We start from the raw sequence: 22171 nt of genomic DNA, 5'->3' as shown, positions 1-22171 counted from the left end.
GAGTCTAAATTCAATAGACGAATCGGCAGCCTTTCTCTGGGCTGCCTTCCTTATTTAGGAGTCTTTCATGGCCGTTAAACTCATTTGTGCATCGCACAGTCCTTTAATGGAATTTGCAACACCGCAAGATCAATCTAAAGAACAAAAAGTTCGTGCTGCCTTTGAGCAACTTTCTGCCGAAGTCAAAGCATACGATCCAACCCTGATCATTACCTTTGGGCCAGACCATTTCAACGGTTTCTTTTATGATTTGATGCCAAGTTTCTGTGTCGGTATTCGTGCTACGGCTGCGGGTGACTGGGACTACGGCAAAGACAACAACCGTATTGATGTGCCTGAAGACAAAGCCTTGGCAATGGTGCGCCGTGTGTTGGATGAAGGTGTAGATGTTGCATACTCGTATCGCATGCAGGCCGACCATGGGGTGACTCAGCCATTACACTTTTTGTGTGAAGGGCAGCTAGATCGTTATCCAACCATTCCCGTGTTTATTAATGGCGCTGCAGCGCCGATGCCAACCACCAAGCGTACCATTGCTTTGGGGCGTGCTGTGGGTCAATTTATCAAGTCGTTGAATCTTGAAAATGAACGTGTACTTGTATTGGGTACAGGTGGTTTGTCTCATGATCCACCAACACCTCAAATGGGTTCAGTGCCTCCAGAAGTTGAAGAATTTTTAATTGCTGGTCGTAATCCAACTGAAGAAGCACGTAATGCGCGTCAAGCGAAAATTATTGCAGTTGGTCAGAAACTCGCTGCTGGAGATACATCAGTTGCAGTACCGCTCAGCCCTGAGTGGGATATTGCCTTGCTTGAAAAATTCAAACAGGCAGACTTTGTGGCTATGGAAGCCATGACCGAAGCTGAAATTCGTCGTGATGGTGGTCGTGGTGGTCAGGAAGTCCGTTCGTGGATGGCTGCTTTTGCTGCGTTAGATGAACTGGGTGCGTATGAAATGACCACGCATTGCTATGAAGATATTAGTGAGTGGATTGCGGGCTTTGGCATCGTATCTGCCGAGTTAAAAGGTTAAGCCCATGAGCGTAGAAACAATTGTGATTGTGGGTGCAGGTCAGGCAGGGGCGAGCGCCATTCTTGAGCTGCGCGGCAATCAATATGCAGGCAATATCATCTTAATTGGTGATGAAACACATTTGCCTTATGAGCGTCCACCGTTGTCTAAAGATGTGATTTTGCGTCCTGAAGAAACCAAAATCGAGATTCTGTCGGAAGAAAAATTGGCAGAACTAGGTGTGACCACTATTCGTGGCAATGGCGTGAGCAAAATCAATGCCGAAGCACATACGGTTGAATTGCAAAATGGTGAGGTTATTGCCTACGACAAGTTGTTACTTGCCACAGGCGGTGCTGCACGTCGCTTGCCAAATTTTGATGCCTTAGGTAAACACGTTTACACGTTGCGTAATCTTGAAGACTCGCAAGCCTTAGTCCCTGTATTACAAGCGGGTCGTCGCATCATCTTAATTGGTGGTGGTGTGATTGGTTTAGAGTTGGCATCTTCAGCACGCTTTAAAGACTGTCAGGTAACCGTCATTGAAATGGGACCAATGGTGATGGGACGTTCATCACCACTCATCTTGAGTGAGTTTTTGCTGCAACAGCAGTTATTGGCAGGTGTTGATGTACGTCTGTCTACGCAAATTGCAGACTGCAAGCTAGATGGTGAAGAAATTGTTGTGACCCTAGAAGGTGGCGAAGAACTACGTGCCGATGCGGTGATTTACGGTATTGGGATTATTCCAAACGCACAATTGGCAGTTGAAGCAGGTTTAGATGCAGACTTTGCCGTGCATGTGAATGAAAACTGTCAAACTTCAAACCCAGACATTTATGCCGCGGGTGATGTCGCGTCACAACTGCGTGAATGTGGCAATCATCGCCGTGTAGAAACTTGGGAAAATGCTAACCTGCAAGCAGGTATCTTCGCGCGTCATGTGATGGGCGTTGAACATCCTGTAGCCAATCCCGCTTGGTTCTGGACTGATCAACTCGACATTAACTACCAATTTGTAGGAGATATGTCAGCAGCAGAATGGCATGTGCGTGGTGAGATGGATGCTTCCAAACGCAGTGAGTCTTCATTCGTATTGTTTGGTGTGACCGATGGCGTGATTGTCGGCGGAATTACCGTCAACTCAGCCAAAGATATGCGTCACTTGAAAAAGCTGATTGCTAAACAAGCTGCTTTTGAAGCAGACAAATATTTAGATGTGAGCCAAGACCTTCGCAAATTGGTGAAGTAAGCTTGAACTGATGAAAAACAGACCTGAGGCAACTTGGGTCTGTTTTTTATCTGCCGAAGAAAAGTGTCCATTTTATGTTGAGCAAGCGATGAATACGAATACATCTCCTGTTGTGGTAACCGCCAGTATTTATGCCTTATTGGTATTAATCTGGGCGACCACGCCATTGGCGATTGTCTGGAGTGTGCAGGAAATTCATCCAATGTGGGTTTTGATTATCCGCTACTTTGGGGCTTCCGTGATTGCGCTGTGCGTGCTTAAACTCATGCGCGATCCACTGCCTTTTGATCACACCTCAATGAAAAGCTATTTGGCGGGTAGTCTGAATTTAATTGGTGCACAGCTATTTATTTACTTGGCCGCCAATTATTTAACTTCAGGCTTAATGGCACTGATTTTTGGTTTTTCTCCTTTAATCGCAGGCTTGATTGGTCATGTGATTTTACGCACACAAAAATTGATTGCCTTACAGTGGACAGGTATGGCAATTGCGATTGCAGGACTCAGCTTTGTCTTTGCAGACTCTGCCGACAGCAAAGTGAATCCATGGGGCGTGGTGTTGATGTTTATCAGTATGCTGTCCTATATCAGCTCAATTTTTTGGGTCAAACAAATCAATGCTCCTTTAAAGCCGATGTCACAAGCCACAGGTTCTTTATTGGTATCATCGGCAGGGTCATTGTTATTAATTCCCTTTATTTGGTCGCATTTCCCGACTCAAATGCCAAGCAGCCAAGCCATGATTGGTTTTGTATTTACCATGATCATGTCGTCTATTGTCGCCATGCTGTGTTATTTCTGGCTGATTCGTCGTTTAAATGCCTCAACCGTATCTTTAAGTAATGTGATGACTCCCATCATCGCGTTAATTTTAGGTGCGACCTTAAATAATGAACACATCAGCATGAATGCGTTTATTGGCATTGCCGTGGTGATGTTCGGGATTGTGATGTATTTCTGGAAAGAATGGCGCGAACAATATTTTGCTAAACGCTAAGCCCGCATTGCTATACCCGTGTTTAGGTTTTTCTAAAGCCTCGTTTATCTGAGGTGTAAATTTCCGATCATTAACCCGCTGTCGATACGACTTTTTTCTCAAAACAACAAAAACATAAAGGAAATTGCCTGCTTGATTTCGCTACTATGCGTGATAGAGTCAACACATGAACCAAAGCTGTGTTTTTTTCTGAACAGATCAGGATAAAAAGCATCATGGTAGATGCGCTATATATTATTGGGCTTACATGAACAACGTGGAACAAAAGCATTTTCAACTGCCAACGGAAGCCTGTTGGTCGCATACTTGGCGTAAACCCAAGCTGCAGTTTTTGCCTTCAAATCATTATGATGGAGCGCAGTTTTTTAATCCGATTGCGTGTCCTGAGGGGCGCAGCCAAACTGATTTATTGAAATGGTTGCTAAAACGCAAATCGAACAGTTGGAATGTCAATCCGCAACAAGAAGCACAGCAATTTTTTACAGCGCCAAGTGCTTTGCCACAATTACGTCCACACGCCAGTTTGGATGATTGGCAAGTTTGGTTTGTGGGGCATGCAACGGTGCTGATTCAAATTGGACCGTATAACTTTTTAACCGATCCAGTCTGGGCAGAGCATGCCAGTCCGAAACAGGGGCGAGGGCCTAAACGTGCCTGTCCTGCAGGGATTGCACTGGAAGATTTACCGACCATTCATGCCGTCTTCTTGAGCCATAACCATTATGACCACATGGATTTAGCCACCTTAAAATGGCTGAATCATCAATTTGCCATGCCTATTTATACAGGTTTGGGCAATGCTTGGTATTTGCCGCCTGATTTGCATGTGATTGAAATGGACTGGTGGCAATCGGCTTTATTTAAAGAAGTGAAAATTGTCTACACCCCTGCACAACATGGTTCAGGACGTGGCGCACGTGATCAGAACATGGCGTTATGGGGCGGTTTTTCTATTTTGCATGGGCAAGATCATTGCTTCTTTGCGGGCGATACAGGTTACTCGCCACACTTTAAAGAAATTCAAACCCGTATGGGCGCACCACGTGTGGCACTTTTACCTATAGGTTCTTACGAGCCACGGAATCTGATGCGTTATATGCATATGAACCCTGAAGATGCCTTTCAGGCCCATAAAGATTTACATTCCAAATGTTCATTGGCAATTCACTATCGAACCTTTGAATTGACCGATGAAGGACGTGATCAGCCTGAGGCGGATTTGCATCAAGCCATGAAGCGTTCCTCTAAACTGATGAACCCATTTTATTGTATTCGTGAAGGTAAGAAATTAATTGTTTAATCTTTTAAAAACTTGACCTTAAATAAAAGTGACACGCTACTTTTCACGCTACTGAAAAGTGGCAATGATAGATATAGAACACAAAGCCCCTATCGAAATAGGGGCTTTGTTTTGGTGTTTAAAGTCTTGCTGTTTAGACTGACTTGATCTTTAACTACAAAGATTACAGTACGCCAGGCTGACCAAGTGCAGGGTCACTGGCACGTGCTGCTTGCGCATCGGCAACGGTCATGCCTAAAGCCGCTGCAACGCCTTCGCCATAAGCAGGGTCACATGCATAACAGTTACGAATATGACGATACTTAATAAAGTCTAAAGCATCACCCATTGCACGTGCCGTGTTATCAAACAGTGCTTGTTTTTGCTCAGGGTTCATTAAATTGAACAAGGCACGCGGCTGGCTAAAATAGTTGCTATCATCTTCACGATAATCCCAGAAATCTGCATCGCCACGAATTTTTAGCGGTGGTTCGCGGTATTGTGGTTGCTCTTGCCATTGATGGAAGCTGTTTGGCTCATAGTGTGGCAAGCTGCCATAGTTGCCATCCATACGACCCTGACCATCACGACGGTTTGAGTGCACAGGGCAGCGTGCAGCATTCACTGGAATTTGTGAATGGTTCACACCAACACGGTAACGTGCAGCATCGGCATAGTTGACCAAACGCGCTTGTAACATGCGATCTGGCGAGTAGCTAATTCCTGGTACAAGGTTGCTTGGTGCAAAGGCAGCCTGTTCAACATCTTGGAAGTAGTTTTCAGGGTTACGGTTCAGTTCAAATTCACCCACTTCAATCAGTGGATAATCACCTTTCGGCCAAACTTTGGTGAGGTCAAATGGGTGATAAGGGACTTTTTCTGCATCCAGTTCAGGCATGATTTGCACGAACAGCGTCCATTTCGGGAAATCACCGCGTTCAATGGCATTGTAAAGGTCAGTCTGGCTGCTTTCACGGTCACGACCAATCAATTCTGCTGCTTCTGCATCGGTCAGGTTTTGAATGCCTTGTTGAGTGCGGAAGTGGAATTTCACCCAGAAACGCTCATTATTGGCATTAATAAAACTATAGGTGTGGCTACCAAAACCATGCATGTGACGATAACCCACAGGAATACCACGATCCGACATCACAATGGTGACTTGGTGCAGTGCTTCTGGCAGCAAAGTCCAGAAATCCCAGTTATTGGTCGCATTACGCAGGTTGGTGCGTGGGTCACGCTTTACCGCTTTATTCAGGTCAGGGAATTGACGTGGGTCGCGGAAAAAGAACACTGGTGTGTTGTTACCGACTAAATCCCAGTTGCCTTCTTCAGTATAGAATTTTAAGGCAAAACCACGAATGTCACGTTCTGCATCGGCAGCGCCACGCTCACCTGCAACGGTAGAGAAACGAGCAAACATTTCAGTTTTTTTGCCAACTTCAGAGAAAATTTTGGCACGGGTATATTGGCTGATGTCGTGCGTGACCGTAAACGTACCAAACGCACCTGAACCTTTGGCATGCATACGACGCTCAGGAATTACTTCACGTACAAAGTTTGCCAACTTTTCATTGAGCCATAAATCTTGAGTAAGGAGTGGGCCACGTGCGCCCGCAGTCATACTATTTTGGTTATCTACAACAGGTGCGCCTGCATCGGTGGTTAAATGCGTTACAGGGCATTTTTTTATCTCTTGGCTCATCGTTGTTCTCCATTATTGTGATCATCATGTGGTGGGCTGTATTAGAAATTTAGCTTCTAAAACAAGCGGCCATGAACCGTTTTGTTTGTTTAAAAAATCAACTACAACACCACAATACCATGCAGATCGGGCTTTGTAGATGAAAGCTTTTCAAATCTCACCATTTTAATGTAAAACGATTTTTATAATTTTACAAATAGATAAATTTATTGTTTATGATTGGTGTATTCGATAGATCTTTGTAAACTAAATAATCAGTTTTGCTGCACTAAATGTCTGAAACTGCTGCTAAAAATGGTTGAATCGCCAATGAAATATCGGTGTGCAAGGCATCCCAATCTTGATAATGTGGATTGATTAATAAACTTTGCGAAATAAAACCATAACTGATGCGATGCAGATTCAAAGCAAGGCGCAGTTGTTGTTCGGCATTGTGTATGACAGGTGCGAAAATCTGTTGCCACATCTGTAGCATCATGCTGTAACTTTTTTGGTAAGTTTCAATGTGTGATACCTGCCGTTCCAGTAAAAAAGTCTGCGCCCAAAGCCATTGTTGTGCCTGAATTTGCTGAAGCTGAAACTGAATGATGGTTGCAATATAGCGGTTTATTTCAACAACTGTGGATAACTCAAGTTGCTGTTGGGCATAACTTTTTAAGTGTTCTGCATGCTGTTTGACTTGCAGGTGAATCGTCAATGCCAGTAAATCTTCTTTCTTGGCAAAGTATTCATAAAAAGTGCCTAAACCGACACCTGCCAAATTAGTAATTTCGCGAATGGTAATTTCAGCTGCCGAGCGTTCATGCAAAAGCCGAACAAAACTTTCTTGTAAAGCCTCTTGAGTCAGTTTAGCCCTTGATTGGCGCGGCTTACGGCGCACTTGAACCTCAGAATTTTTCATAAATAAAGCCGAACACCTGAGCGCATATTTTTCTCTATACTGAATGCAATGATAGCACCGCGTTTATCTAGGAGTGACACAATGCAGACATGGATGACCCATCAAATTCAAAATCAGTTTGATGAATTACAAGACTATAACTTATTTGAAACCGATACGGTTTTACAAGAAATTTTAACCCGTTATGGCAGTCAAGATCAGACCCGACTGAGTGAATTGGGGCACATTGCAGCATCGGCAGAATATTATCATTATGCCGATTTAGCCAATCGGCATACGCCTATTTTACATGCCTTCGATGCACGTGGACGTCGTAAAGATGTAGTGGAGTTTCATCCTGCGTGGCATCACTGGATGGCGCTGAATCGTAAGTTTGACACGCATGCACATCCATTTAAGCAACCGCAATCTACGGCAAAATGGGTCGATTGGGCCAGTCGTTTTTATTTGGCAGGACAGGTTGAGTGCGGTAATTTATGCCCAAATTCTATGACTTTAGGCAGCATTCCGCTCATTCAGCGTGAACCTGAGTTGTGGGCAAGCATGGGCGAAAAACTGTTATCGCATGAATATGACCCGCGTGATGTGCCGATTTCACAAAAGAAATCTATTTGGTTGGGCATGGGCATGACCGAAAAGCAGGGTGGTTCAGATGTACGTGCCAACCAAACGCTTGCCATTCCAGTCGCAGCAACAGGGCGTGGGCAAGCCTATTTGCTCACAGGTCATAAATGGTTTTTCTCTGCACCAATGTGTGATGCACATTTGGTGGTCGCCAATACCGAACAAGATGGTTTGGCTTGTTTCTTTGTACCGCGTTGGTTAGAAGATGGCAGAAAAAATAATATTCAGGTACAGCGTTTAAAAGACAAAGTGGGAAATCGGAGTAACTCCAGTTCTGAAGTCGAATTTCAGCAGGCGTGGGGCATCATGATTGGCGAAGCAGGGCGCGGTATTCCCACCATTATTGAAATGGCGAACTACACTCGTTTAACCTGTGCTGTGGGCAGTAGTGCCATGCTGCGTCAAGCCTTGGTGCAATGCCTTGCCTATACTCGACAACGTCAAGCATTTGGACAGACTTTGGCGAATCAGCCATTAATGCAGGCAGTCTTGGCAGATTTGGCTTTGGAAACTGAAGCTGCGGTACAGCTCAGTTTTCATTTGGCACATTGTTATGAAAGCGATGATGCTGTGTCTTTGGCATGGAAGCGTTTAATGACCCCTGCTGCAAAGTTCTGGATTTGCAAACGCGCGGTGGAACTTACAGGTGAGATGATGGAAGTTTTTGGTGGCAATGGTTATGTCGATAACAGCATCATGGCACGTATTTTCAAAGAAGCACCTGTAAATACCATTTGGGAAGGTTCAGGCAATGTCATGTGTCTGGATGTACTACGCGCTATGCAGCGAGAACCTGAGCTGATTCAGGTGTTATTGCAGGATTTTGCTCGCACTGCCGTTACTCATCCTATTTTGGGCAGTGAATTAGATGGTTTGCAGCAGTTATTGCAGACCACGAACAGCAACGATTTACAATTTATGGCACGTGCTTTGGTGAGCCGTTTGGTGATTTTGGCACAAGCGGTTTTGTTGTTGCGTTATGCGCCAAGTTTTGTGGCAGAAGGTTTTATTCAGTCGCGTTATAGTGCATTGCATGGGCAAGTGGTGGGTATGCTTAAACCTAAACAGGTCGATGTTGCATCCATCTTGCAGCGTGCATTTTCAGCATAGCATCCCTTGCTACTTGATTCTGCACAAAAAATTCACCCGCTTGGTAAAACCAAACGGGTGAATTGAACCGTATATTGCAGTCGAGTCGTGATCAATCACGCTCGCTTGTAGCAAAGCTGATTGCTTCAGCGAAACTTATTTCGCAGGCTCTTCAGCTTTTACACCTTTTTGATATAGAGTGTAGATGTAAATTGGAATATCCAAATCTTCTAAGTGTTTGTAGATGAGTGGACGTACATCTTCCCAATCTAAACCGCCTACACCTGTTGCAAGACGCGGTAACGCCAAGCTTTCAATTTTCTCTTCTTCAATCAACTGTTTTAAGTTTTTCAAAGTGCGGTTGACGTATTCTGTCGATGCTTTACCTGGTTTTGAACCGTTGTCATAAGCCGCTTCCTGAGTCATCAGGTTGACGATGCGTTGACCTTCGGCATTGACCCAAGTCCATTGCTCACCCGCTTTAGGATGGTAAATATGACAATAGTTGCGGAAGTCTTTATATAGCGCAGGCCAGTGCTCACGCAGACTTAAAGCCAAACCTGTTGCAAAGTTATCGTTAGGGGCAACACCGTGAGCAATCGCACGTGCTTCGCTCAGTAAAATATCTCCAGAAACTTCATAAATCATGAATTTGACTCCTGTTTTTAATGGTCTTGTTAAACTGATCTTCTATATTCATATTAGCCAATCATTGCAGTTTTTCTAGTGGATTTTATAACTAATAAGTCTTTGAAAAGTAATAAAATTTTTTAGAATTTTATGCTATAATTGTATGGGTAAAGCCGCTGAGTGTTCTTTAAAATAGCCTTCAAAAATAACCGTCAGAAAAATCTGATAAAGTGGCGGCAATAATTTATTTCCCCTTCTTTTTATCTTAGCACTATTGAGTGAAAATCGCTTGTAAAATGTACAAAAAAGCGTATGATCGGCTTCCCAATTTAATATGGAACATTGGTGAGAGAATAGTCACGTTATGCAGAAGCAATTGGCTTGAATTTTCCCTCAACATCTCCATCTAAAAGAGTAGCGACACTGCTCATTTCCATGATCAACCGAAAGGAACAGCGTAATGGCAAAGAAAAAACAGCCTGAGCTTATTCAGCATAACTTTGTGGCCAAGCACATGCACGAGGTCAACAAAAGTCAGGTTTTTGTAGACCGTAAGAAAAATGCCAAACGAGGCTATAGCAAACACAAACAAGGGCGATATTCCGATGATTATCGCCCTTGTTGTTTTTGGAGTGAATGGTGTGTTGCTTGAGGCTTAAACTAAGTTTTATGGAGATACGATACGTGTCGCTAGTTTCACCATATCGCCCAAGCCATGGGTTTTAAAATAATATTCCATCAGACTTTTCACCATCAGCGGATTATTCATTTTTAACGCCTGATCTAATAAATGTTGCGCATCGGTCATCGGTACATGACAAATTGCTTTACGCACCCGCAAGATATTACTTGAACTCATCGACAGGGTATTAAAGCCCATTGCCATCAGAATTACCGCAGACAGCGGATCTCCTGCCATTTCGCCACAAACGCTCACAGGCTTGTCATATTTATGACATTCTTTCACCAAGCGGGTTAAGGCGCGCAGTACTGCAGGATGAAAGTGTGAATAGACGTTGGCCACACGCGGATTGTTACGATCCACTGCCAATAAATACTGGGTTAAATCGTTTGATCCTACCGAGAAAAAATCCACCAACGGGGCAAATTCATCAATTTGCAGCAGCACACTCGGTACTTCTACCATAATGCCAATTTTCGGTTTGGTGATTTTAACCTGTTCTTCTTCCTGCACTGCTTGCAAGTCACGATCTAGCAAATACAAGGCTTCTTCAACCTCGCTGACACTGGTGATCATTGGCAGCAAAATATGCAGATTATTCAAACCAATACTGGCTTTGAGCATGGCACGAATTTGCGAAGAAAAAATTTCAGGATGATCTAGCGTGAAGCGAATCCCGCGCCAACCTAAGGCTGAGTTTTCTTCTTCAATTGAGAAGTATGGTAAGTCCTTGTCTGCGCCAATATCTAGCGTACGCATCACCACAGGTTTGTTGGCAAAGTGACTGAGCTGTTGGCGGTAAATGGCACGCTGTTCTTCTTCGCCAGGGAAACGGTCACGCAGCATAAATGGAATTTCAGAACGATATAAACCAACACCTTTAGCACCGCGTTGTACGCCACGCACCACGTCAATCATCAAGCCTGTATTGACATACAATTTTACCGCTACGCCGTCAGGGGTAATGGCATCTTTGGTTTCATATTGCTTGAGGTCTTTGGCAATCTGTTCTTCTTCTTTTTGAATTTCTTTATAGCGTGTCCGCATGCGACGTGGCGGGTTGATAAACACCCGACCTTGGTGCGCATCTACAATCATTTCCACATCGTCTAGGCTGTTGATCGGCAACTCAGTTACGCCAACTACGGTTGGAATACCCAAAGCACGTGCCACAATGACCATGTGAGAATTCATTGCGCCTTCGGTGGTGACAATTGCTGCAATTTTATCGACAGGTAGTTCTACCAAAGCTGCTGTGGAAATTTCTTCGCCAATTAAAATACTTTCATCGGTCAGTTCACGGTGACTGGCATCGGCTTCTTGTAAAGAGGCGAGAATACGACGCCCTAAATCTTTCAGGTCAGAAACACGTTCGCGTAAATAGTCATCTTCCATTTGTGAAAATAGGGCAATGTGATTGTCAATCACAATACGCACCGCACCTTGCGCCCAGTTACCTTCACGAATCAGTTCTTTAATTTCTGCAGGCAGGGCATTTTCATCTAGCATGCGTAGGAACACACTGAATAAAGCGCGTTCTTCTGCCATTAAGGCATCCTGCATTTTGTCATCTAGTGCCTGAATTTCTTGACGCACTGCATCTAGTGCGTTGTCTAGTAATTCTAACTCTTCACTAATGTCTTCAGCTTCACGATCAGGCACAGCCGCCAAATCTGCAGGGGGATACAGAATTACCGCACGACCCAGTGCAATCCCACCTGAACCCGATACGCCCTGAAAGGTTTTGTAGGCAGGCAGGTTGTTGGGTTTGCGGAATACATCAATATTGCCCACGGCATGCGCATGCGCAATGACACCAGAAAGCTGGGCGCAGAGCGTCACTAAAAAGGATTCTGCCGCTTCAGAAAAGTCTTGTTTATCCTTGTTTTGCACCACAAGAACGCCCATCACTTTACGACGATACATGACAGGCACGCCAAGGAAGGAATTATAAATTTCTTCGCCTGTTTCGGGTAAATACATGAAGCGTTCGTGTTTGGGCGCATCGTTTAGGTTGACAATTTCTTCACGTTGTCCGACTAAACCGACCAAACCTTCACTGGTATGTAATGACACATGCCCCACGGACTCAGGATTTAAACCCTTTGATGCCATGAGCAAGTAGCGTTGATTGCGTTCATCTAACAGGTAAATAGAGCAGACATCCACATGCATGGCTTCTGCGACCTGATTGACCATAATATCGAGTGATTCATGCAAACTGGTGGACGCATTGATTTCTTGTACAATGCGTCTAAGGGTATCCAGTTGCATGTTCGACATACGCGCTACTCCATATTCCAATCAATGATTTGAGGTCAGTTTTACACCACAGATGACCCTATAACAATAAGCTAAAAAATCTACATCTTCATGCAAATTTTAAGGTTTTTTCAGGGGCAATTGATTGCACAACTCCACCATCGCTTTACGGTAGACGTCACGTTTAAAATTGACGACCTGACCAAGCGGATACCAGTAACTGACCCATTGCCATTGATCAAATTCGGGTGGATCTGACAAATTCAGCCGAATATGATGCGCTGACGCTGTCAGTTGCAATAAAAACCACTTCTGTTTTTGACCAATACATACGGGATCCGAATCCGTGCGTATATACCGATGTGGCAAACGATAACGCAGCCAACCTTTAGTTTGCGCGATAACTTGGACGTGTTCGGGCAGTAAGCCAACTTCTTCTCTCAGCTCACGATAAAGTGCCTGTTCAGGGGTTTCTCCATATTGGATACCTCCTTGCGGAAATTGCCATGCATTGTGACCAATGCGTTTTGCCCATAAAACTTGTCCAAACTCGTTTGCCAAAATGATCCCGACATTGGGTCGGAAACCTTCTGAGTCGATCATTTGGCTACCTAAATATTGTTTAATTTATGACTTTGCACTCGGGGATGATGATTTCTTTTCTCCAACTCGAAAACGCAAAGTGTAAATAATGTTAAAATTGCTATGATCTTAACGAATTTCTATCGACTAGCGGAGATAGATTTACAATTTTTTTCTTAAATTTCAGTTTTTACGAGTATTTTCATGAAATTGGCGCTATTTGATCTCGATCACACCTTGTTAAATACTGATTCAGATCATTCTTGGGGTGAGTTTTTGGTAAGTGAAGGCTTGGTCGATCCTGTTCGCCATCGCGCCATGAACGACAAGTTTTATGAAGACTACAAAGCAGGGCAACTCGACCCAATTGCATATAACGAATTTGTATTTGAGTTTTTAACCCAGCACGACAATCAGTACCTCACAGATTTGCATGAATTATTTATGCAAAAGGTGATTCGTCCACAAATGCGCCCTGAAGGGTTTAAAGCTATTCAGCGTCATCAAGAATTAGGGCATGAATTGGTGGGGATTACAGCAACATCTGACTTTATTACTGCACCTATTTTCCGTGAGTTTGGTATTAGTGAAATTATTGCCACCAATGCCGAAGTGGTCGATGGTAAATATACAGGCAAAGTCATTAATACTGCGTGTTATCAACAAGGCAAGTTGGTGCGTTTGGAGCAATGGCTAGAAGGCCGCGATGTGACTGAGTCTTGGGCGTATTCAGATTCCATTAACGACCGTTTCTTGCTGGAATATGCCGATCATGCCATTGCGGTAAACCCAGATGCACGTTTACAGGCTTTGGCGGAAGAGCAAGGGTGGGATGTGCAGGACTGGTCAATTTAAAGCTTAGATTAGTGCAATTGTTGCTGTATCAGGTGTAACTAGTCGCTTGTTTCTGTTTTGTTTTTATTTGCTGCAATGTTGGATTATGTCATTCATTTTTAGAATAGGCATGCTAAGGTAAGACAAGAATTAAAAATGATCAGGAGTGAAAAAATGAGTGGTGTACGCCCAAGAATGACACATTTATTTGAACAACTGGGTTTGGATGCCAGTGAAGCTGCGATTCAGCAATTTATTGAAACGCATCAATTGAATGCAGAAACAACAATTGCCGAGGCAGAATTTTGGACGGAAGCACAGCGTCAGTTTATCGTCGAAAAAATGAAATCGGATGGTTCATGGGCAATTGTGGTAGACCAATTGAATGAATCTTTGCATGAAGATTCGGTGAGTCGTTAAGACTTCACTTGTGTCCAAGTTGAGCCAATAAAAAAACACCCTCAGTACAATCGTGTCTGAGGGTGTTTTTCATTCAAAAGAAAGGATGAATCTTCTAGTGTTTCATCATCTCAATCAATTCTAAAACAGCGCGTGATTGCGTTCGTCCCGGATGCCATACCATGCCTAATTGACGGTTCATTTCTAAGTCAATATCTAACTGTTGTAAGTCTTGATTGACCAAAGTTTTAGGTAAAACAGACCATCCCAAACCAATTGACACCAACATCCGAATAGATTCTAGCGGATTATTGCTCATGGTGACTTTAGGTTTAACACCTTGCTTTTCAAACTCTGCCAAAGTGATTTGACTGGTATAGGTTTGCGCGGCAGGCAACAAACTAGGGTAGGCGAGTAAATCGGTCAATTGCAGGTTTTTCTGATGTGCAAGCGGATGAAAAGATGCGACCACAAACACCAATGGATCATTCCAAATGGTGACATAAGACAGACGTTCATCTAATTTGGGCGGTAAGGTCAGAAAAGCCAGTTCTAAATCGCCTGCCAAAACTTGTTCATGTGCCTGTTCTGAGTCGACAAAATGCACATCTAACGTGACGTTGGGAAATTCCTGTACATATTCACGTAAATGATTGGGTAAATGGTGCAAACCAATATGGTGACTGGTGCCGATTTTCAGTTTGCCTTGAACCTGTCCTTGCTCATGACTGAGAGTGTGGTGAATATCGCCCAGTTCATTCAGCCAGTTTTTGACTTTGGGTAATAATGAATGTGCTGCATGCGTGGCTTGCACTCCACGACCTGCTGATTCAAACAGTTTCACGCCAAAATAGTCTTCTAGGCTGTGAATACGTTTGGTCACCGCAGGTTGGGTAATAAATAACTGATCTGCTGCCAAAGAAATAGAACCTGTTTCCATGACTTTAACAAAGGCTTCAAAGGCTGCAAGATTCATTTGCACCATCCATAAAGATTTTTTATTACTGTGCTTATTATTTAGAAAAAATTAGAATTAATCAAAACAAATTCTACTTATTTTGAAACTATGCGTTTGGGATGATCTTGTGGAGATACAGTAGAGATAAAAAAAAGATCATCGTGGGCTGCAACCAAGATGATCTCAAACTGAAATGGAATATTCACAAGCAGAATCTATAAAACCATTAAGCGATAATTTTAGAATCTTGCGTTTGTGCTTTCTTTTCCCAAATCCGCTCGTGAATGAAATACGCAACAGCTTGTACTGTCGGTTCGACCAAACTTAAGGTAATGGCCATCCAAATATTGCCTGTGACTATATAACCGACCACCATCGCCACGGTGATGTGCATGATGTAGTAGCTTAAAGTTTTTTTGAACATGCGTTGATTGTTGGCGACAAATTTTTGAATATAGCTCATGTGAATACTCCTTCTGCTGCTTTGACCGTTTTCTGTGTGGATAGCTAAAGGATAATTATTCTTATTTAATTTGTAAAAACGAATAATTTTGTAATTTTGATTGGAAAATTAGATTTTAATAGAAAGATTATAAGGTCAAAATTTTAAGCATCTATTTGTTTTTGCTTATAGGCAGGTCGTGATGAATCAATAAAAATTATTTTGCTAGAAATTCCTAAAAGTTTTTAAATTAATAAAAATGATAAATTAGATTTATACAAATTCGCGGTTATAATCAAATTAATGAAAAAATTACCCAGTCCAGTGGAGTAGATCTGACATGGCAGGCGAAAACCAACAAGCACAAAATCCAGCTGCAAAAACTTTGTACGACAAATTGTGGGATGATCACTTGGTCACTCAACGTGATGATGGCTCGGCTTTATTGTATATCGACCGTCATTTATTGCATGAAGTGACTTCTCCACAAGCCTTTGAAGGTTTGCAACTTGCAGGACGTAAGCCGTGGCGTTTAAGTGCCAACGTGGCAACGCCTGACCATAACGTACCAACGTCTAAGAAAGAACGTGCAGACGGTATTGCAGGTATTGAAGATGATACCTCACGTATTCAGGTACAAACTTTAGATGACAACTGTAAAACCTTTAACGTGGTGCAGTTTGACATCAACGACATCCGTCAGGGGATTGCGCACGTGGTTGGGCCTGAGCAGGGCTTAACTTTGCCAGGTATGACCGTAGTTTGTGGTGACTCACATACAGCGACTCACGGTGCATTTGGGTGTTTAGCGCATGGTATTGGGACGTCTGAAGTTGAACACGTATTGGCAACCCAATGCTTAGTTCAAAAGAAAATGAAAAACATGCTAGTGCGTGTAGATGGCAAATTAGGTCAAGGTGTTACACCGAAAGATGTCGTTTTAGCGATCATTGGTAAAATTGGTACTGCAGGCGGTACAGGTCACGCGATTGAGTTCGGTGGTCAAGTGTTCCGCGATATGTCGATTGAAGGCCGTATGACAGTATGTAACATGGCGATTGAAGCAGGCGCGCGCGTGGGTATGGTTGCTGTGGATGACAAAACCATTGAATACGTGAAAGGTCGTAACTATGCACCAAAAGGCGAGCAATGGGATGCTGCAGTTGCTTACTGGAATACTTTACATTCAGACGAAGGTGCACACTTTGACACCGTAGTGGTATTACAAGGTGAAGAAATTGAGCCGCAAGTGTCTTGGGGAACTTCACCTGAAATGGTGATTCCAGTGTCACAAGCCGTACCAACTTTAGAACAGGCGAAAGATGACGTACAGCGCAATGACTGGACGCGTGCTTATCAATATATGGGCTTAACTGCAGGTCAGTCTTTGGCAGATATTCAATTAGACCGCGTATTTATTGGCTCATGCACCAACTCGCGTATTGAAGATATTCGTGCAGCCGCTGAAGTGATTAAAGGTCGTAAAGTTGCAGCAAGCATTAAACAGGCGATGGTGGTTCCGGGTTCTGGTTTAGTTAAGCAACAAGCGGAACAAGAAGGCTTAGACAAAGTGTTTGTAGAAGCAGGCTTTGAATGGCGTGAACCAGGTTGTTCAATGTGCTTGGCAATGAACGCAGACAAATTGCAACCGGGTGAACACTGTGCATCGACTTCAAACCGTAACTTTGAGGGCCGTCAAGGTAACGGTGGTCGTACCCATTTGGTGAGTCCAGCAATGGCAGCTGCGGCAGCAATCGCAGGTCATTTTGTAGACGTACGTTCATTCTAAGTTATGCCTTCATCCCAGCCTTCTCTCAGAGAGATGGCGTTCCCTCTCGCTATAGCAGAGGGCAAGGGAGAGGTTACGGATTCAGTGAGAATTAAACATGAAAAAATATACCGTTGAACAAGGTATCGTTGCACCATTAGACCGTGCCAATGTCGATACAGACTTAATCATTCCAAAACAGTTTTTGAAATCTATCAAACGTACAGGTTTTGGCGATAACTTATTTGATGAATTGCGTTATTTAGATGAAGGTTATCCGGGTCAGGACAACTCAAAACGTCCGATTAATACTGAGTTTGTATTGAATCAGCCGCGTTATCAGGGTGCTTCAATCTTAATTTCACGTGCCAACTTTGGTTGTGGTTCAAGCCGTGAGCACGCACCTTGGGCATTGAATGAATATGGTTTCCGTACCGTTATTGCACCAAGCTTTGCCGATATTTTCTTCAATAACTGCTTTAAAAACGGCATGTTGCCTGTGATCTTGTCTGAAGAGCAGGTCGAGCAATTATTTAAAGAGTGTGCGGTGACTGAAGGCTATCAATTAACCATCGACTTGGACGCACAAGAAGTACGTACACCAAGCGGTACGGCATTTAAATTTGAAGTAGATCCATTCCGTAAACACTGTTTATTGAATGGTTTGGATGATATTGGCTTAACATTACAAGCAGCCGATGACATTCGTGCTTATGAAGAGAAAACTAAGCAGTCGCGTCCATGGGTTTTTGCCGAAATTCAGGCATAAATTCGCTGAAATTTGTCATAGCATCGCTGCCTAACTCTTGCTAACATCGGCACATAATAATTTTTATATTTTGTATCTAACAGGTGAGGTTGGGCGCGAACAATGACTAAAATTTTCGGTCGGCTTGCTGTCATTGGATTATGTATCACCATGCTAAGCGCATGCCAAACGTGGAATACAGCACGCATTAAACAGGTGAAAGAAACTGAACAAAGCAAATCCAATGCACTGATTTACTGTGCGGGTACAGATGATTGTGAGTTTGAGCGTTTAAATACGGTCACAATTGTCGATGCAGAAAAACATCGTGTTACACGTGCTGCCATTCAGGAGGGTTTAGTGCGTTTACAGGAATCATGCTTAAATAAATCCAATGCCTTGTATTTATCTGTACCGCCTAAACAACATGAATTGGTGATTCGCTTTTATCCCATTTCTAAAGATCGTGCAGAAAAACTGCATGTAATTCATAAGTTTAATGCCAAGCAAAAATATACCTTTAGAATGTATCGTGATCGAAGTCGTACTAAAGGCAGCTTATTAAATGTGTCTGCGCCAGATCCTTTATGTGTAGATTTGGTGCAAAACAACAAAACCATTCGACGTTTTTGCAAACCCTACAATGTCTTAAATGGCTTGGGTGAGTTTGTAGAACAAAAAATTTAATCCCACAGTCTTTGACTGTCATGAACAATGGAAACTCTCATGTCAAAACATATTTTGATTTTAGCTGGTGACGGCATTGGTCCAGAAATTGTGAAAGCTGCTGAACAAGTGCTGACACGTGTCAATGAAAAATTCAATTTGGGTTTGACTTGGGAACAAGGTTTATTGGGTGGTTCTGCAATTGATGCACATGGCGAACCGTACCCAGCAGTGACATCTGAGCAAGCGAAAAAAGCCGATGCAATTTTATTGGGTGCAGTTGGTGGTCCAAAATGGGACAACATTGAGCGTTCAATCCGTCCAGAGCGTGGTTTGTTAAAATTGCGTTCAGAACTCAATTTATTTGCGAACTTACGTCCTGCAATTTTGTATCCACAATTGGCAGATGCTTCAAGCTTAAAACCTGAAATTGTATCGGGCTTAGATATCTTAATCGTGCGTGAATTGACGGGTGGTATCTATTTCGGTCAGCCACGTGGTATTCGTGAATTAGAAAACGGTGAAAAACAAGGTTTTAACACCGACGTATATGCTGAGTCAGAAATCAAACGCATTGCAAAAGTAGCGTTTGAAATGGCGAAATTGCGTGGTGGTAAAGTATGTTCGGTAGATAAAGCCAACGTACTGGAAGTGACTGAATTGTGGAAGCAAACTGTGACTCAGTTACATGCAGAGCAGTACCCAGAAATCAACTTGTCGCACATGTATGTCGATAACGCAGCGATGCAATTGGTACGCGCGCCAAAACAATTTGACGTATTGGTGACAGGTAACTTGTTTGGTGACATCTTGTCTGATGAAGCGGCGATGTTGACAGGTTCTATTGGTATGTTGCCATCTGCATCTTTAGACGAAAATGGCAAAGGTATGTATGAGCCTTGCCATGGTTCAGCGCCAGATATCGCAGGTCAAAACTTGGCAAACCCATTGGCAACCATTCTTTCTGTGGCAATGATGTTACGTTACACCTTCCGCGAAGAAGCGGCAGCAAAAGCCATTGAAGATGCAGTAGGCAATGTATTAGATCAAGGTTTACGTACTGCCGATATTATGTCTGAAGGCATGAATAAAGTTGGTACTGTTGAAATGGGTCAAGCAGTCGTTACGGCACTCAACTAAAAATTTAAGCGATTTAACCTATCGCTTACAGCTCAAAATCAAATCATTAAACGCAGTCTTCGGGCTGCGTTTTTTTATTGGTTTTGTACTTTCAGAGTGTTTTAGCTAGGAGACTTAACAGCGTTGTCCCGAAACATACACTGCGGTAGCAATACCCTGCTGTAGGCGAAAATACAAATCACAAGTCAGTGCAACATCGTAACTTTCATGACTCGGGATACCGATATTTAACGGAACAGCACCAATACCTGTAGTGGGATGCTGCGCCATAGGGATCGGAACACGTACAGGACGAATGATACGGTAATGTAGCAATTGAGGGGTAGCTTGAGCTGTACCAAGCTGTTGATAGCCAATTTGGCTTAATTGCAAATGGGTCAGGATATATTGGCTAGATTGACCAATAAATTGCTGTAAATACGCATCGCGGTTTAAAGTGGAATGCGGTGGATTACTACTACACGCCACTAAACTGAGCGCAAAAAGACCTGTTATACAAGCAACGCAGGATCGAAATAACATGCTTTTTCTCCCTTGCTCAAAACTTTATTGTAGAAGGCAATGCAAGAAAAGAATGTGGTGATTCGATAAGCGGCGGGGACGAATTAAAGGCTAAACAGAATTTTTTTAAGTGAACGTAAAAAAGCCACTCCGAAAGTGGCTTTAGCTTACTCTAAAACTTAGCGTGCGCGGTAAGTGATGCGACCCTTGGTTAAGTCGTAAGGTGTCATTTCAACTTTCACACTGTCGCCTGTTAAAATACGAATATAGTGTTTACGCATTTTACCAGAAATGTGAGCAATCACTTCATGACCGTTTTCTAAACGTACACGAAACATAGTATTAGGAAGCGTTTCGGTGACAACGCCTTCGAACTCGATGAGTTCCTCTTTATTGGCCATAGCCTACCTGAGTATCAAATTGGAAAGGCGCAAATTATAGGCAATTTTTCTGAAAAAAACAAGATGCTTTACCCTATACACAGCGCATCTGTTAGTAAAATAAGCGAATCATCGGTTTATACTTTTTCTGTAAAAATGGGCTTGGGTAGGTTGTCAGTTCGGTCAATCGCAGTTAATCTAATTTCAATCTTTTTAAGTATAAATGAAGTACATACAAGGAAGGTTTTTGCGTGGGTCAGCTAACTGATGCATCGGTTGTATTGCGTTTAGGCTACCAAGCGATTCGTCGTGCGGGGTTGCCAGCCGAAGATATTTTAACAAAAGCAGGTGTGGCCTTAAATCAGGTCGAAGCCAATGAACGTACGCCTTTAAATGCACAATATGCGTTTTGGGTTGCGGCTGAGGAAGTCAGTAAAGACCCTGATATTGGTTTACATCTGGGGGAGCATTTGCCACTTTATCGCGGGCAAGTGATTGAACATTTGTTTATTTCTTCAGAAAACTTTGGTGAAGGCCTAAAACGTGCTTTGGCTTATCAACGCCTGATTAGTGATGCTTTTGATGCCAAATTGGTGGTGGAAGATGGACGCTGCTATTTAACCAATGGCGTGCAGCCGTGGTCAGAAAATATCGTCAATCGTCATTTTTCTGAATGCGCCATGTCGGGTGTTTTACGCTTCTTTAAATTCATTACCGAAGGTCGTTTTCAGCCTATTTATATTGACTTTAACTTTAGTGATGGTGCTGCAGATGATGAATATTTCCGTGTCTTTGAATGTCCTGTGAGTTTGGGGCAGAAAGAAACGCGTTTGTATTTTGATCCGAGTATTTTGGATTATCCACTATGGCAGGCAGAACCTGAGTTATTGCAATTACACGAACAGTTGGCATTGGAAAAGCTGCAGGAGCTGGCGCGTTATGACTTGGTTGGTGAAGTACGCCGTGCCATTGGTTCAACTTTAGAAAGCGGTGAAACGACATTGGAAACAGTAGCGGCGCAATTGAATATCACGCCACGCCGTTTGCGTACCCAATTGAGCGAAGCCAATACCAGTTTTCAGCAAATTCTGTCCGATTATCGATGTCGTTTGGCTAAACGATTATTATCGAATACCAATGAAAGCGTGGAGCGGATTGTGTACTTAACGGGTTTTTCAGAGCCAAGTACTTTTTATCGTGCTTTTAAACGCTGGACCAATGAAACTCCAGTGGAATATAGAAAACGTAAACAGCGTTAAGTTTGAAAATTTAAAACCTTTCCTAAACAGAATCCTCCCTAAATCCCCCTTTTTCAAAGGG

At 43.1% G+C, this 22171-nt stretch carries 22 protein-coding genes; 13 read left to right on the top strand and 9 right to left on the bottom strand.

Features of this window, described 5'->3' with window-relative positions:
• The first annotated feature begins 67 nt into the window (after positions 1–67).
• From E0H79_RS05195 to E0H79_RS05180, 4 genes are all read left to right on the top strand, one after another.
• Entirely contained in the window at positions 68–1033 is a 966-nt protein-coding gene (locus E0H79_RS05195; RefSeq protein WP_131261063.1) for a 3-carboxyethylcatechol 2,3-dioxygenase, read from the top strand.
• 4 nt (positions 1034–1037) lie between these two features.
• Entirely contained in the window at positions 1038–2264 is a 1227-nt protein-coding gene (gene hcaD, locus E0H79_RS05190; RefSeq protein ID WP_131261062.1) for a 3-phenylpropionate/cinnamic acid dioxygenase ferredoxin--NAD(+) reductase subunit, read from the top strand.
• An 88-nt stretch (positions 2265–2352) separates the two neighbouring features.
• A complete protein-coding gene (locus E0H79_RS05185) occupies positions 2353–3261 on the top strand; it encodes a DMT family transporter (protein WP_096902690.1) in 909 nt (302 codons plus the stop codon).
• 247 nt (positions 3262–3508) lie between these two features.
• Entirely contained in the window at positions 3509–4561 is a 1053-nt protein-coding gene (locus tag E0H79_RS05180; RefSeq protein ID WP_131261061.1) for an MBL fold metallo-hydrolase, read from the top strand.
• A 163-nt stretch (positions 4562–4724) separates the two neighbouring features.
• On the opposite strand, the gene E0H79_RS05175 is transcribed toward E0H79_RS05180, so the two are convergent.
• A complete protein-coding gene (locus E0H79_RS05175) occupies positions 4725–6245 on the bottom strand; it encodes a catalase (protein ID WP_096902685.1) in 1521 nt (506 codons plus the stop codon).
• Positions 6246–6513: 268 nt separating this feature from the next.
• Positions 6514–7146 carry a TetR/AcrR family transcriptional regulator gene (locus tag E0H79_RS05170; protein WP_131261060.1) on the bottom strand — a complete coding sequence of 211 codons (633 nt, stop codon included), beginning with the start codon at positions 7144–7146 and terminating at the stop codon, positions 6514–6516.
• Between the two features lie 81 nt (positions 7147–7227).
• On the opposite strand from E0H79_RS05170, the gene E0H79_RS05165 reads away from it, so the two are divergent.
• The gene (locus E0H79_RS05165) at positions 7228–8880 is read left to right on the top strand and encodes an acyl-CoA dehydrogenase family protein (RefSeq protein WP_131261059.1); all 1653 of its coding nucleotides are present in this window, start codon (positions 7228–7230) and stop codon (positions 8878–8880) included.
• Positions 8881–9015: 135 nt separating this feature from the next.
• Here the strand turns inward: E0H79_RS05165 and E0H79_RS05160 are convergent, their stop codons facing one another.
• Entirely contained in the window at positions 9016–9507 is a 492-nt protein-coding gene (locus E0H79_RS05160) for a macro domain-containing protein (protein ID WP_004976080.1), read from the bottom strand.
• A gap of 442 nt (positions 9508–9949) precedes the next feature.
• Between E0H79_RS05160 and E0H79_RS05155 the strand changes: the two genes are divergently transcribed.
• Positions 9950–10141: a hypothetical protein gene (locus E0H79_RS05155; protein ID WP_004976081.1), complete on the top strand. Its 192-nt coding sequence runs from the start codon at positions 9950–9952 to the stop codon at positions 10139–10141.
• 15 nt (positions 10142–10156) lie between these two features.
• Here the strand turns inward: E0H79_RS05155 and ptsP are convergent, their stop codons facing one another.
• Entirely contained in the window at positions 10157–12454 is a 2298-nt protein-coding gene (gene ptsP, locus E0H79_RS05150; protein ID WP_004976082.1) for a phosphoenolpyruvate--protein phosphotransferase, read from the bottom strand.
• 99 nt (positions 12455–12553) lie between these two features.
• Entirely contained in the window at positions 12554–13036 is a 483-nt protein-coding gene (locus tag E0H79_RS05145) for an RNA pyrophosphohydrolase (RefSeq protein ID WP_004976084.1), read from the bottom strand.
• 183 nt (positions 13037–13219) lie between these two features.
• Between E0H79_RS05145 and E0H79_RS05140 the strand changes: the two genes are divergently transcribed.
• Both E0H79_RS05140 and E0H79_RS05135 read left to right on the top strand, forming a co-directional pair.
• Positions 13220–13870: an HAD family hydrolase gene (locus E0H79_RS05140; protein ID WP_131261058.1), complete on the top strand. Its 651-nt coding sequence runs from the start codon at positions 13220–13222 to the stop codon at positions 13868–13870.
• A 153-nt stretch (positions 13871–14023) separates the two neighbouring features.
• Positions 14024–14269, top strand: a complete 246-nt coding sequence (locus E0H79_RS05135) for a DUF2789 family protein (protein ID WP_004976087.1) — start codon at positions 14024–14026, stop codon at positions 14267–14269.
• A gap of 94 nt (positions 14270–14363) precedes the next feature.
• On the opposite strand, the gene E0H79_RS05130 is transcribed toward E0H79_RS05135, so the two are convergent.
• A complete protein-coding gene (locus tag E0H79_RS05130; protein ID WP_004976089.1) occupies positions 14364–15224 on the bottom strand; it encodes a LysR family transcriptional regulator in 861 nt (286 codons plus the stop codon).
• A gap of 208 nt (positions 15225–15432) precedes the next feature.
• Positions 15433–15669 (bottom strand): DUF2061 domain-containing protein, encoded by a 237-nt coding sequence (locus E0H79_RS05125; protein WP_131261057.1) that lies wholly within the window; start codon positions 15667–15669, stop codon positions 15433–15435.
• A 319-nt stretch (positions 15670–15988) separates the two neighbouring features.
• Here E0H79_RS05125 and leuC point away from each other — a divergent pair, with 319 nt between their 5' ends.
• The 4 genes from leuC to leuB all read left to right on the top strand — a co-directional run bounded on the left by leuC (position 15989) and on the right by leuB (position 19970).
• A complete protein-coding gene (leuC, locus tag E0H79_RS05120; protein ID WP_004976092.1) occupies positions 15989–17437 on the top strand; it encodes a 3-isopropylmalate dehydratase large subunit in 1449 nt (482 codons plus the stop codon).
• A gap of 97 nt (positions 17438–17534) precedes the next feature.
• The gene (gene leuD / locus E0H79_RS05115; RefSeq protein WP_131261056.1) at positions 17535–18185 is read left to right on the top strand and encodes a 3-isopropylmalate dehydratase small subunit; all 651 of its coding nucleotides are present in this window, start codon (positions 17535–17537) and stop codon (positions 18183–18185) included.
• 102 nt (positions 18186–18287) lie between these two features.
• On the top strand, positions 18288–18851 hold the full coding sequence (locus tag E0H79_RS05110) for a hypothetical protein (protein WP_131261055.1): 564 nt from the start codon (positions 18288–18290) through the stop codon (positions 18849–18851).
• A 39-nt stretch (positions 18852–18890) separates the two neighbouring features.
• The gene (leuB, locus tag E0H79_RS05105; protein WP_004976098.1) at positions 18891–19970 is read left to right on the top strand and encodes a 3-isopropylmalate dehydrogenase; all 1080 of its coding nucleotides are present in this window, start codon (positions 18891–18893) and stop codon (positions 19968–19970) included.
• A 114-nt stretch (positions 19971–20084) separates the two neighbouring features.
• On the opposite strand, the gene E0H79_RS05100 is transcribed toward leuB, so the two are convergent.
• Positions 20085–20492 carry a hypothetical protein gene (locus E0H79_RS05100; protein ID WP_004976100.1) on the bottom strand — a complete coding sequence of 136 codons (408 nt, stop codon included), beginning with the start codon at positions 20490–20492 and terminating at the stop codon, positions 20085–20087.
• 158 nt (positions 20493–20650) lie between these two features.
• Entirely contained in the window at positions 20651–20872 is a 222-nt protein-coding gene (gene infA, locus E0H79_RS05095; protein ID WP_001284370.1) for a translation initiation factor IF-1, read from the bottom strand.
• Positions 20873–21102: 230 nt separating this feature from the next.
• On the opposite strand from infA, the gene E0H79_RS05090 reads away from it, so the two are divergent.
• Positions 21103–22110: an AraC family transcriptional regulator gene (locus E0H79_RS05090; protein ID WP_131261054.1), complete on the top strand. Its 1008-nt coding sequence runs from the start codon at positions 21103–21105 to the stop codon at positions 22108–22110.
• The last annotated feature ends 61 nt before the right edge of the window (positions 22111–22171 follow it).

It is taken from the genome of Acinetobacter sp. ANC 5045, assembly GCF_004331005.1.
GTDB lineage: Bacteria > Pseudomonadota > Gammaproteobacteria > Pseudomonadales > Moraxellaceae > Acinetobacter > Acinetobacter towneri.
This window is presented reverse-complemented; position numbering and strand designations above follow the sequence as displayed.